Source organism: Streptomyces violaceorubidus (assembly GCF_000717995.1).
In the GTDB taxonomy this organism is placed as follows: Bacteria; Actinomycetota; Actinomycetes; order Streptomycetales; family Streptomycetaceae; genus Streptomyces; species Streptomyces violaceorubidus.
On sequence record NZ_JODM01000026.1, the window covers coordinates 67,247 to 79,838 of the forward strand.

12 protein-coding genes are annotated in these 12,592 nt (G+C 71.0%); 8 read left to right on the forward strand and 4 right to left on the reverse strand.

From position 1 onward, the window contains the following. The first annotated feature begins 22 nt into the window (after positions 1-22). The 3 genes from pheA to IE94_RS0126405 all read left to right on the forward strand — a co-directional run bounded on the left by pheA (position 23) and on the right by IE94_RS0126405 (position 3,580). Entirely contained in the window at positions 23-955 is a 933-nt protein-coding gene (pheA, locus tag IE94_RS0126395; protein ID WP_030188968.1) for a prephenate dehydratase, read from the forward strand. 508 nt (positions 956-1,463) lie between these two features. Beyond that, positions 1,464-2,741, forward strand: a complete 1,278-nt coding sequence (gene serS / locus IE94_RS0126400) for a serine--tRNA ligase (protein ID WP_037923600.1) — start codon at positions 1,464-1,466, stop codon at positions 2,739-2,741. Next, entirely contained in the window at positions 2,738-3,580 is an 843-nt protein-coding gene (locus IE94_RS0126405; RefSeq protein ID WP_030188972.1) for an HAD family hydrolase, read from the forward strand. Before serS ends, IE94_RS0126405 begins: the two co-directional genes overlap by 4 nt. A gap of 230 nt (positions 3,581-3,810) precedes the next feature. Here IE94_RS0126405 and IE94_RS0126410 read toward each other — a convergent pair whose 3' ends face one another. From IE94_RS0126410 to IE94_RS0126425, 4 genes are read right to left on the reverse strand one after another with little or no spacing between them, the layout of a single operon-like run. Then, complete coding sequence (locus IE94_RS0126410) at positions 3,811-4,530, reverse strand: ABC transporter permease (protein ID WP_030188974.1); 720 nt, start codon at positions 4,528-4,530, stop codon at positions 3,811-3,813. A gap of 11 nt (positions 4,531-4,541) precedes the next feature. Next, positions 4,542-5,453, reverse strand: coding sequence for an ABC transporter ATP-binding protein (locus IE94_RS0126415; RefSeq protein WP_030188978.1), 912 nt, complete (start codon positions 5,451-5,453; stop codon positions 4,542-4,544). Then, entirely contained in the window at positions 5,450-6,358 is a 909-nt protein-coding gene (locus tag IE94_RS0126420; RefSeq protein ID WP_030188980.1) for an ABC transporter permease, read from the reverse strand. Before IE94_RS0126420 ends, IE94_RS0126415 begins: the two co-directional genes overlap by 4 nt. Then, positions 6,348-7,310 carry an ABC transporter ATP-binding protein gene (locus IE94_RS0126425; RefSeq protein WP_030188982.1) on the reverse strand — a complete coding sequence of 321 codons (963 nt, stop codon included), beginning with the start codon at positions 7,308-7,310 and terminating at the stop codon, positions 6,348-6,350. Before IE94_RS0126425 ends, IE94_RS0126420 begins: the two co-directional genes overlap by 11 nt. A 428-nt stretch (positions 7,311-7,738) precedes the next feature. On the opposite strand from IE94_RS0126425, the gene IE94_RS0126430 reads away from it, so the two are divergent. The 5 genes from IE94_RS0126430 (at position 7,739) to IE94_RS0126450 (ending at position 12,541) form a co-directional block, all read left to right on the forward strand. After that, entirely contained in the window at positions 7,739-9,496 is a 1,758-nt protein-coding gene (locus IE94_RS0126430) for an SDR family oxidoreductase (RefSeq protein WP_030188984.1), read from the forward strand. A 110-nt stretch (positions 9,497-9,606) separates the two neighbouring features. Then, positions 9,607-10,155: an RNA 2'-phosphotransferase gene (locus tag IE94_RS0126435; RefSeq protein ID WP_030188986.1), complete on the forward strand. Its 549-nt coding sequence runs from the start codon at positions 9,607-9,609 to the stop codon at positions 10,153-10,155. 6 nt (positions 10,156-10,161) lie between these two features. Continuing rightward, entirely contained in the window at positions 10,162-10,620 is a 459-nt protein-coding gene (locus tag IE94_RS0126440) for a hypothetical protein (protein ID WP_030188994.1), read from the forward strand. 52 nt (positions 10,621-10,672) lie between these two features. Further along, positions 10,673-11,578, forward strand: a complete 906-nt coding sequence (locus IE94_RS0126445; RefSeq protein ID WP_030188995.1) for an LLM class flavin-dependent oxidoreductase — start codon at positions 10,673-10,675, stop codon at positions 11,576-11,578. A 75-nt stretch (positions 11,579-11,653) separates the two neighbouring features. Next, positions 11,654-12,541 (forward strand): Cof-type HAD-IIB family hydrolase, encoded by an 888-nt coding sequence (locus tag IE94_RS0126450; RefSeq protein ID WP_030188996.1) that lies wholly within the window; start codon positions 11,654-11,656, stop codon positions 12,539-12,541. Positions 12,542-12,592 lie beyond the last annotated feature (51 nt).

The window sequence follows — 12,592 nt, forward strand, 5'->3', positions numbered from 1 at the left end:
CCCGGGCCCTTAGGGTGAGTACATGCCAGCCAGTTACGCGTATCTCGGCCCTGAAGGCACCTTCACCGAAGTCGCCCTGCGCACCCTCCCGGAGACGGCGACCCGGGAGCTGGTCCCGTACGTCTCCGTGCAGTCCGCGCTCGACGCGGTGCGCACCGGCGAGGCCGAGGCCGCGTTCGTGCCGATCGAGAACTCCGTCGAGGGCGGCATCACCACCACCCTCGACGAGCTGGTCGCCGGTCAGCCGCTGATGATCTACCGCGAGGTGCTGCTGTCCATCACCTTCGCGCTGCTGGCCCGCCCCGGCACCGGCCTGGCGGACATCAAGACGGTCACCGCCCACCCGGCCGCTCAGCCCCAGGTCCGCAACTGGCTCAAGGCGCACCTCCCGGACGTCGCCTGGGAATCGGCCGCCTCCAACGCGGACGGCGCCCGTCTCGTGCGGGAGGGACGGTACGAGGCCGCCTTCGCCGGCGAGTTCGCCGCGGAGCGCTACGGCCTCCAGGTGCTGGAGGCCGACATCCACGACGCGGCGAACGCCCAGACGCGCTTCGTGCTGGTGGGCCGACCGGCCCGGCCCGCGGCACCGACCGGGGCGGACAAGACGTCGGTCGTGCTGTGGCAGCGCGACGACCACCCCGGCGGGCTGCGTGATCTGCTGGGCGAGTTCGCCACCCGCGGGGTCAACCTGATGCTGCTGCAGTCCCGCCCCACGGGTGCCGGTATCGGCAACTACTGCTTCTGCATCGACGCCGAGGGGCACATCTCCGACCGCCGGGTGGCCGACGCGTTGATGGGCCTGAAGCGGACCTGTCTCCAGGTGCGCTATCTCGGGTCGTACCCCCGCGCGGAGATCGTGCCCGCCGACGTGGACGCCCTGCGGCCGGGTACCTCGGACGAGGCGTTCGTGGCGGCGGCGGACTGGGTGGCGCGCTGCCAGGACGGCCGGTTCTGACCGCCGGGCCTATCTGCTGATTTTCGTTGTCCACAGAAGTTATCCACAGGTCCGCTTCTCGACCTGGGGACAAGTCGACAACGAAGGGGCATTCCGTCGACAAATCCCCCTACAGCGCCCTACTTCACCCACAGAGGTCCAGGTCACTCTTCGTCCACCTGTTTCTTGCACCCCATTCTCCGGAGTGACACCGGGCGCCCCGTTTCCACTCGAAAGTGGGGGCGTGGAGGGTTTGGACGCCTCACCTTCCGGAATTGGGAATGATCACTTCCGTGCATCCACAGATCTTTCGCACACCCTGTGGATAACTTTTCCCGGCTGTGGATTCCTGTGGACAGTCGCGCGCCAAGTCCCGTTCTCCACAAGGGGATCCGGTCAACCCGCCACCCCTGCGGCGCCCCCTTCCGGGGAGGCCGCAACGCTTCATTGACCCTCGAACGAGACGTGCGGGCCGCTTACGGCAAGAGCGGGTCGAGAGCCGACACCCCGCACCGGTAGCCTTGACCGCGTGATTGACCTTCGCCTGCTCCGTGAGGACCCCGACCGTGTGCGCGCCTCTCAGCGCGCCCGTGGAGAGGACGTCGCGCTCGTCGACTCCCTCCTGTCCGCCGACGAACGGCGCAGGTCGTCCGGCGTCCGTTTCGACGAGCTGCGTGCCGAGCAGAAGGGTCTCGGCAAGCTGATCGGCAAGGCCGCCGGGGACGAGAAGGCCGAGCTCCTCAAGCGGGCCGAGCAGCTGAAGACCGACGTCAAGGCCGCCGACACCGAGCGTGACGCGGCCGACGCCGAGACCCAGGAGCTGCTCCAGCGGCTCGGCAACCTCGTCCACCCCGACGTGCCCGTCGGCGGCGAGGAGGACTTCGTCACGCTGGAGACGCACGGCACGCACCGCGACTTCGCCGCCGAGGGCTTCGAGCCCAGGGACCACCTGGAGCTGGGCCAGCTGCTCGGCGCCATCGACGTGGAGCGCGGCGCCAAGGTCTCCGGCTCGCGCTTCTACTTCCTGACCGGCGTGGGCGCCCTCCTGGAGCTCGCCCTGGTCAACGCGGCGATCGCGCAGGCCACGGCGGCCGGCTTCACGCCGATGCTGACCCCGGCACTGGTGCGCCCGCAGTCGATGGCCGGCACCGGCTTCCTCGGCCAGGCCGCCCAGGACGTCTACCACCTCGACAAGGACGACCTGTACCTCGTCGGCACCTCCGAGGTGCCGCTCGCCGCCTACCACATGGACGAGATCCTGGACGCCGAGCGCCTGCCACTGCGCTACGCCGGTTTCTCGCCCTGCTTCCGCCGCGAGGCGGGCTCGCACGGCAAGGACACCCGGGGCATCTTCCGCGTGCACCAGTTCGACAAGGTCGAGATGTTCTCCTACGTCCTCCCCGAGGACTCGCAGGCCGAGCACCAGCGCCTGCTGGAGTGGGAGAAGCAGTGGCTGACGTCGCTGGAGCTGCCGTTCCGGGTGATCGACGTGGCCTCGGCCGACCTGGGCGCCTCGGCGGCGCGCAAGTACGACTGCGAGGCGTGGATCCCGACCCAGGGCAAGTACCGCGAGCTGACCTCGACCTCGGACTGCACCGAGTTCCAGTCCCGCCGGCTGTCGATCCGGGTCCGCGAGGGCAAGAAGGTGCGTCCGTTGGCCACGCTCAACGGCACGCTGTGCGCCGTGCCGCGCACCATCGTGGCGATCCTGGAGAACCACCAGCAGGCCGACGGCTCGGTCCGCGTGCCCGAGGTGCTGCGCCCGTACCTGGGCGGCCGGGAGGTCCTGGAGCCGGTGGCCAAGTGACTGACACCGGCACCGCCGCGGTCCCCGGCACCGGATCCGCCGGGGGCTTCCCCTACCGGCTGATCGCGACCGACCTCGACGGCACGCTGCTGCGCGGCGACGACACGATCTCGCGGCGCACCCGTGACGCGCTCGCCGCGGCCACCGCCGCGGGCGCCGCCCACATCGTGGTCACCGGACGTGCGGTGCCGTGGACCCGGCACATCCTGGACGACCTCGGGTACGAGGGACTGGCCGTCTGCGGTCAGGGCGCGCAGGTCTACCACGCCGGGGAGCACCGGCTGCTGACCTCCGTGACCCTGGACCGGCAGCTGGCCGGGGTGGCGCTGGCCAAGATCGAGGCGGAGACCGGCCCGCTGTACCTGGCGGCGAGCCGGGACGGCCTGGACGGGGACGTCATGGTCGGCCCGGGCTACGCGGTCGGGGGCGACCTCCCCGCGGTGCCTTTCACCGACGCCTCGGACCTGTGGTCGGCGCCGCTGAACAAGATCTACATCCAGCATCCGACCCTGTCCGACGACGAGCTGGCCGAGGCCGCCCGACGTGCCGCGGGCGGCTTCGTCACCGTCGTCATGGCCGGCGCGGGGATCGTCGAACTGCTGCCGCTGGGGCTGTCCAAGGCCACGGGCCTGTCGCTGGCGGCCCGTCGGCTCGGTCTGAAGGCGGCCGACACGATCGCCTTCGGTGACATGCCCAACGATGTGCCGATGTTCGGCTGGGCGGCCCGGGGTGTGGCGATGGCCAACGCCCACGAGGAGCTGAAGGCGGTGGCCGACGAGGTGACGTCCTCCAACGACGAGGACGGCATCGCGGTGGTGCTGGAGCGGCTGGCGGCCTGATGCCGGGCCGGAGTCCTTCGACGTAGCTCCCGCGTGGCTCGGCTCAGGAGCACGGTCCGGACGGCGCCGGCGTCCCCAGCGGTCGGCCCACACGGGGCATCCCGCGTGCTCGAAGCGGCCTCCCGTCGCGCCGTCGCCGTCCGGCCTCGTGCATCCCCCACAGTGCCGTCACGGGAAGCCGGACGCCACCGATTAAAGGGGACGTATCCCGCGTTACCGACGGCCCCCGGTCACTCCTCTCCGGCGAGCGTCAGCGACCGCAGCTTCTGACCGGCGTACCAGGTGGCGAGCACGGTCACGGCGGCGAGCAGCACCGTCGCGGTGGGCAGGCCGACGTCGGAGGTCACCAGGTTTCCGTCGGCGACCTTCTGGGCCACCGCCAGCGACCACTGCTGGACGCTCAGCGTGCGGGCACCCGGCACCAGGGAGCCGAACAGGGCCTCCCAGACCAGGGCGTACACGAGCCCGAAGACCACGGCGTGCCGGGACACCGTGCCCAGCAGCAGGAACAGCGCGGCGTAGGCGATGGAAGCGACCAGCGCGGCGAGCGTGAAGGCGACGGCGACCTGCTGGCCGTTGCCGTTGAGTATCAGGCCGGCCAGCAGCGTGGGCACGGCGGAGAAGACCATCGTCACGGCTATGGCGACGATCAGCTTGGTGAAGATGATCGTCGGCCGCTTGATCGGCTTGGACAGCAGGTACACCACCGAACCGTCGTCGATCTCGGGGCCGATGGCGCCGGTGCCGGCGATGACGCCGACGATCGGCACCATGGTGGCGAGGGCGAAGCCGCCCAGCACGTCCGTGGCGGTCTGGTCGTCGGCCCCGGCGAGCGCACGCACCGCGACGGCGATGACGAGCAGCAGCAGGGGCAGCGCGCCCAGGATGAGGGCCCGGCGGCGGCCGAGCAGGGCCCGGTAGGTGAGCCGGGCGACTGTGGGGTCGTACATTCTTCGGCCTCCTACGCCGCGACGAGATACGAGAAGACGGACTCGAGGGACTCGTCGGACGGCGAGACCGTGAGCAGCCGGATGCCGTGGTCGCGGGCGACCTTCGGCAGCAGGACCGTGAACCGGCCGAAGTCGACGGCTTGGATGCGCAGGGCGCCCTCGGCGAGGTCGACCTCGATGCCGGACGTCGACGGGTCGGCGATCAACGCCGCCGCGAGTGCCCGGTCGTCGCTGGAACGCACCAGGTAACGGTGGGGCCGGTCGGTCATCAGGCGGCGGATCCTGCGGAAGTCGCCGCTGGCCGCGTGGCGTCCGGCCACGATGACCTCGATGTGCCGGGCGAGTTGTTCGACCTCTTCGAGGATGTGGGAGGAGAACAGCACGGTGCGGCCCTCGTCGCCCATGCGCCGCAGCAGGTCCATCAGCTGCATGCGCTGGCGTGGGTCCATGCCGTTGAACGGCTCGTCGAGCAGGAGCAGCGACGGCTGGTGGACGAGGGCTGAGGCCATCTTCACGCGCTGGCGCATGCCCTTGGAGTACGTGGCGATCTTGCGGTCCTGGGCGTAGGCCATCTCCACCGTGGCGAGGGCCTCGTCGGCCGCCCTGGCACCCAGGCCGTGCAGTTCGGCGTTGGCGAGGACGAACTCGCGGCCGGTGAGGAAGTCGTACATCGCCTCCCGCTCGGGGACGATGCCGATGTGCCGGTAGATGTCCTCGTTGCGCCAGACCGGCTGGCCGTCGAGGGTGACGCTGCCGGTGGAGGGGGCGAGGAAGCCGCCCATCATGTTGATGAGGGTGGACTTTCCCGCCCCGTTCGGCCCGAGCAGGCCGGTGACGCCGGGGCCGATCGTCATGGTGATGTCGTTGACGGCGACCACGTTGCCGAACCAGCGGGAGACGTGGTCGATGTTCAGCGTGGTCACAGTCCCACCTTCTTGTAGCGGCGCATCAGCAGGCCGTAGGCGCCGGCGATCAGGCCGAGGGTGACGAGGACGTAGACGGCGCCCTCACCGGTGCTCGGGCCGACCCCGCCGGGGAAGGCCGAGGTGGCGCCCAGGAAGGCGGACTGCACTCCGTCGATGAGGGTGATCGGCGAGAACAGGCCTATCCAGACGACGGCTCCGGAGCTGCCCTGGACGTCCGCGATGGCCTGGAGCGTGGAGACCGCGCCGTAGGTGATGGTGAGGACGGCGATGACCGCCGCGATGCCGAACCCGCGGCGCGGGGTGACCGAGGCCACGACCAGGCCGAGGCCGGCGAAGAGCAGGGAGAGCAGGGCCACGGAGACGAGTCCCTGCGCGAACCCCTTGGTCTGGTCCGCGAAGTCGAGTTTGGCGAGCAGTGCGCCCACGTAGAGCACCAGCAGGGGCAGGGCGGTGAGGATGAACAGGGCCGAGGCCAGTGAGGCGTACTTGGCGCGAACGTAGTCGGAGGTCTCGATCGGCCGGGAGAAGTAGAGAGGCACGGTGTGGAAACGCAGATCGCGCGAGACGGACTGGGGGGCCTGGGAGGCCACGTAGAGGCTGATGACGGCCTGCAGGACGATCGCGTAGCGCGTGTAGTCCAGGGGCAGGTCGTTCGACTTGGTGACGACGGAGACGGCGACCAGGATGCCCGCGACCAGACACATCACTGCGGCAAGCAGCATCGGCAGCACCTTGGACTTGGCCGAGCGGCCGAGGCCGTAGGCGCCGCGCAGGGACTGCGAGTACAGCGAGCGGCGGGCGTAGGCGCGGCCGAGGCGCGGGCCGTCGTAGCTGCGGTAGCCGATGTTGTGGATGCGGGTCTGGTCGCCCGGGACCGTGGCTGTGGACCGTTCAGCTGCCATGGCCGGCCGCCTCCTTCCGTTCTGCGTCGCTGTCGGTGAAGACCTCCGAGATGTGGTGCCGGCGCTGCTCCATGCGGACCAGGCCGAGGCCGAGGTCCGCTATGACGTCCCGGACCAGGTCGTAGGTCTCCTCGCCCGCCGAACTGAGCAGCAGGACGTGACCGGCGCCGGGCAGGCCGCTGCCGTCCTGGACGGTGGCCCCGCGCGCCTCGAGCGCCTCGCGCACCGCGCGGGTGCCGTCGGGGTGTTCGTCGGAGTCGGTGACCTCTATCGCGAGGGTCGTGGTGGTCTGGGTGAAGTCCGTGGTGGAGCTGGAGCGCAGCAGCTTGCCCCCGTCCACGACGACGACGTGGTCACAGGTGCGCTCCAGCTCGCCCAGCAGGTGCGAGGTGACCAGGACGGAGATGCCGAAGTCGGTGTGGATACGGCGGATGAGGCCGAGCATCTCGTCGCGGCCGACCGGGTCCAGGCCGTTGGTCGGCTCGTCGAGGAAGACCAGCTGCGGGTCGTGGACGAGGGCCTGCGCGAGCTTCACGCGCTGCTTCATGCCCGTCGAGTAGCCGCCGATGGGGCGGTAGCGCTCCTCGTACAGGCCGACGTGGCGCAGGGTGTCGGCCGTGCGCTCCCGGGCGGCGGTGGGCGGCAGGCCGGACATGCGTGCCATGTGGACGACGAACTCGGTGGCCGAGACGTCGGGTGGCAGGCAGTCGTGCTCCGGCATGTAGCCGACCCGCTCGCGGATGTCGGCGCCCTTGGTGGCGACATCGAGTCCGAGCACTTCGGCCCGGCCCTCGGTGGCGGGGGACAGACCCAGCAGGATCTTGATCAGGGTGGACTTGCCGGCGCCGTTGGCACCGACGAGTCCGGTCACACCGGGTCCGACGTCCACGGAGAGCCGGTCGAGCGCGGTCACCCGGGGGAACCGCTTGCTCAGGCTTTCGGTCGCGATCACAGTCACGTGAATGACAGTAGTGACGCCCGCCACCGCGGTCGTCAGTCCATAGAGCCGTCTTGGCGTCAGACTCGAGTATTACGGCCCCGTAGGGGATGCCGTACGTGAGAGCCACGGCGCGGCTCTCGACAGGCGCGCCGACCGCCCTATTGACGACTGGTCTAACAGCTGGGAGATTCGGCGGCGTCACATTACGGACGAGTAGCCCGGTCGGCGTGGACCGCGCCGGGACGGCGGAACGGCGGTGGCACGGCATGGGTGGCACGAAGGCGGCCCCCGCGCCGCCCGGCCACGGCAAAGGCCGGTCCCCGCCGAGGCCGCCGTACCGCTTCGCCGGCCGGACCAGGGCCGGACGACGATCCGCCATGGGGGTCCCCCCGCGCTCGTGGCGTCGAGCCCGGGGGAGCGCGGCGCTGGACGGAGGAGACATGACGGTGCTGGACGGTGCGCGGGAGCGCTGGGTGCGCACGGGCGGGGTCGAGCTGTGCGTGGCCGAACTGGGCGATCCGCGGCAGCCCACGGTCGTCCTGGTGCACGGCTACCCGGACAGCAAGGAGGTCTGGTCCGAAGTCGCCGCCCGCCTGGCCGGCCGCTTCCACGTGGTCCTCTACGACGTCCGCGGCCACGGCCGGTCCAGCGCACCGAGCCCGCTGCGGGGCGGGTTCACGCTGGAGAAGCTGACGGACGACTTCCTGGCCGTGGCCGACGCGATCAGCCCGGACCGCCCCGTGCACCTGGTGGGCCACGACTGGGGCTCGGTGCAGTCCTGGGAGTTCGTCACGGTCAGGCGCACCGAGGGCCGCATCGCCTCGTTCACGTCGATGTCCGGGCCCTCCCTCGACCACTTCGGACACTGGATCAACAAACGCCTCAGGCGTCCCACCCCGCGCCGGGTCGGCCAGCTCCTCGGCCAGGGTGCCAAGTCCTGGTACGTCTACCTGCTGCACACCCCCGTGCTCCCCGAGCTGGCCTGGCGCGGCCCCCTCGGCAAGCGCTGGCCGGGCATCCTGGAGCGCGTCGAGAAGGTGCCCGGCGGCGACTATCCGACCGCTTCCCTTCCGTCGGACGCGGCACACGGGGCGTGGCTGTACCGGGACAACGTGCGGCCCCGGCTGCGCAGACCGCGCGAGGACGCCCACGCGCACGCGCCCGTGCAGCTCATCACGCCCCTCGGCGACGCGTTCCTCTCGGAGCGGCTCTACGACGACCTGGAGCTGTGGGCGCCGCGGCTCACCCGGCGCACGCTGCCCGCGAAGCACTGGGTGCCGCGCACCCGGCCGGACCGGCTGGCGGACTGGATCGCGGAGTTCGTCACCGCCACCGAGGACGGCCGGGCCGGGACCGCCGCGAAGGGGAAGCACGCGGACCGCTTCGCTGGGCAGCTGGTCCTGGTCACCGGTGCGGGCAACGGCATCGGACGGGCGACGGCGTTCGCCTTCGCCGAGGCCGGCGCGCGCGTGGTGGCCGTCGACCGGGACGCCGAGGCCGCCGCCCGGACCGCGGAGCTGTCCCGGCTGATCGGCGCGCGGGCCGCCTGGGCGGAAACGGTGGACGTCTCCGACGGACCGGCCATGGAGAAGCTGGCGGCCAGGGTCGCCGCCGAGTACGGCGTGGTGGACGTGCTCGTGAACAACGCCGGGATCGGTCTGTCGGGCTCCTTCTTCGACACCACCCCGGAGGACTGGAAGAAGGTCCTCGACGTCAACCTCTGGGGCGTGATCCACGGCTGCCGTCTGTTCGGACGGCAGATGGCCGAGCGCGGGCAGGGCGGCCACATCGTCAACACCGCTTCAGCGGCGGCCTTCCAGCCGTCCAGGGCACTGCCCGCCTACGGCACCACCAAGGCGGCCGTGCTGATGCTGAGCGAGTGCCTGCGGGCCGAGCTGGCCGACCAGGGGATCGGTGTCACGGCGATCTGCCCCGGTCTGGTCAACACCAACATCACGGCCACCGCGCACTTCGCGGGGGCGGACGCCGAGGAGGAGAAGCGCCTGCAGCGGCGCACCGCCCGGTTGTACGGGGTGCGCAACTACCCGCCGGAGAAGGTGGCGGACGCCGTGCTGGAGGCGGTGGTGCACAACAGGCCCCTGGTCCCGGTGACACCGGAGGCGCGCGGTGCTCACCTGCTGTCCCGCTTCGCGCCACGGGTACTGCGACGCCTCGCCCGGGTGCGACCGCCGATGTAGTTTCCACAGAAAGACCCAACCAGCCTGTGGATAACTGGACTTGACTGTGGATCAAACCTCGTCGCCAATATCGATCGCGTGAGACCCGTCTCACTGTGCAGGCTGGTGCCATGCAACAGGAACGCTCGGTGAAGGTGTCCAAGTACCTGTCAAAACACCTGCGCCACCAGCCGGAGAGGATCGGGCTCACCCTCGACGAGGGCGGCTGGGTCGAGATCGACGCGCTGATCGCCGCGGCGGCCGCGCACGGCTTCCGCCTCACCCGTGAAGAGCTCGACCACGTGGTCGACACCAACGACAAGCGGCGCTTCGCGGTCGAGGGCACCCGAATCCGGGCCAGCCAGGGCCACAGCGTCGACGTGGATCTCCAGCTGCCCGTGGCGGCCCCGCCGCCGTACCTCTACCACGGGACCGTGGCCCGGCACCTGGAGGCCATTCGCGCCGAGGGCCTGCGGCCCATGAACCGGCACGCCGTGCACCTCTCGCCTGACCGGGAGACCGCGACCCGGGTCGGAGCCCGCCGCGGCAAGCCGGTCGTACTCGCGGTGGACGCCGCCGCCATGCACCGCGACGGTCACGTCTTCCACGTCAGCGCGAACGGGGTCTGGCTGACGCAGCACGTGCCCTCCCGCTATCTGCGCTTTCCCGCTCCGCACTGACCCCGCATGATCGAGGGCATGGAACACCTGCCCACCACCCAGTCCGCCGTCACCGCCCTGCGCGCCGTCGCCGAGGAGTACGCGCTGGAGATCGAGGTCACCGACGACATCGGCGCTGACCAGACCTCCCGCCACACGGCCGCGGGTGTGGGAGTGACCATCGACGCCGACGGCTCGCTCCCGCACGAGGCGTTCGTCGAGTTCGGTGGCGTTCCCCGGGTGAGCGTGCGGCTCTTCCACGAGGGCGACGCCTTGATCACCGTCGAGAACGTGGAGTTTCCCGATGTCGAACGCGACGACGTGCCCGCGTTCCTGCGGTCCGTCTTCGGTGGCCTCGCCCACGTCCACGGACGCCGCTTCCCGCCCGGCTACCGCCTGATCGTGCCGCTGCCGGGCGACCGGGCTCACAAGGAGCACGTGTCGATGCTCCTCCTCACACCGTGGCTGAACAGCCGCGTACGGTGACGACGGGTGCTGTTTCACGTGAAACCGTGGGAGGCCGCATAGGCTCGGAGGCATGAGTCTGCGCCTGAGCACCGTGATCCTCCCGTACCGCCGCTGGCACGAAGGCGGCCGTTCGACCTGGACGCGGGCCGAGCAGCTCGGCTTCCACACCGCGTACACCTACGACCACCTCTCCTGGCGCAGCTTCCGGGACGGCCCCTGGTTCGGTGCCGTCCCGACCCTCACCGCCGCCGCGGCCGTGACTGAGCGGCTGCGGCTGGGCACCCTGGTCACCTCGCCGAACTTCCGGCACCCCGTGACGCTCGCCAAGGAGCTGATCTCCCTCGACGACATCTCCGACGGTCGGATCACGCTCGGCATAGGAGCGGGCGGCACCGGCTTCGACGCCACGGCACTGGGCCAGGAGCCGTGGACGCCGCGGGAGCGGGCGGACCGGTTCGGCGAGTTCCTGCCGCTGCTCGACCGGCTGCTGACCGAGGACGCCGTGTCGTACGAGGGTGACTTCTACTCGGCGCACGAGGCACGCAACATCCCGGGCTGCGTGCAGCGGCCCCGGCTGCCCTTCGCGGTGGCCGCGACCGGACCACGGGGACTGGCGCTCGCCGCCCGGCACGGTCAGGCGTGGGTGACCACCGGCGACCCCAAGCTGTTCGAGAACGGCACCCCCGAGCAGTCCGACCGGGCGCTGCGGCAGCAGGGCGACCGGCTGGCCGACGCCTGCGCCGCGATCGGCCGCGATGTGGGCGAGCTGGAGCGGGTCCTGCTCACCGGTTTCACGCCGGAGCGCAGCCGCCCTCTGGAGTCCGTGGACGCGTTCGTGGACTTCGCCGGACGCCACCGGGATCTGGGCTTCACCGAACTCGTCGTCCACTGGCCGATCCCCGACTCGGACTTCGCCGCGGACGACAAGCTCTTCGAGCGGATCGCGATGGAGGCACCGGCGCAGCTGAAGGAATGAGCGTGCGGGACAGGGTGGCGGACATGAGAGCCGTAGCTCACAAATGTGCGGACCCGCGCACGGGCGTGCACGCATATGCGTGACAATGACCGGGTGACCTCAGCGACCCGACAGCCCGAGCCCCCGGCCGCCGCCACTCGCCCGCGGCTCATCGCCACCGACCTCGACGGCACCCTGCTGCGCGACGACAAGTCGGTCTCCCCGCGCACGGTCACCGCGCTGGCCGCCGCGGAGCGGGCGGGCATCGAGGTCTTCTTCGTCACCGGCCGACCCGCCCGCTGGATGGATGTCGTCAGCGCCCATGTCCACGGTCACGGCCTGGCGATCTGCGGCAACGGCGCGGCCGTGGTCGACCTGCACGGCGGTCCCAGCAGGCACGCGTTCGTCAAGGTCCGCGAGCTGCCGCGGGAGAACGCGCTGGACGCCGTGCGGCTACTGCGTCAGGCGGCACCCGGCACGGTCTTCGCGGTCGAGCAGACGTACGGCTTCCACCAGGAGCCGGCGTACCCGAAAATGCACCTGGAGGCCCCCGACGGCCTTCTGCCCGCCGAGGAGATCCTGGCGCCGGGCGGTCGCGCCGCCGCCGAGCCCGTCCTCAAGATCCTCGCCTTCCATCCGGAGCTGGACCCCGACGGCTTCCTCACGCTGGCCCGCCTCGCCATCGGCGACCGCGCCAACGTCACCCGGTCCAGCCCCAGCGCCCTGCTGGAGATCAGCGGTCCCGACGTCTCCAAGGCCAGCACGCTCGCCCTGTGCTGCGCCGAGCGCGGCATCTCGCACGAGGAGGTCGTGGCCTTCGGCGACATGCCGAACGACGTCGAGATGCTCACCTGGGCGGGACAGTCGTACGCGATGGGCAACGCGCACCCGGACGTGATCGCGGCCGCCTCGGGGCGGACGGTCGCCAACAACGACGACGGAGTCGCGGTCGTGATCGAGCGGATGCTGGCGGACCTGCCCTGACGTCCTCGGCGGGACGCCCGGTACCGCGGTGCCGCGGCACTGCGGTGCCGC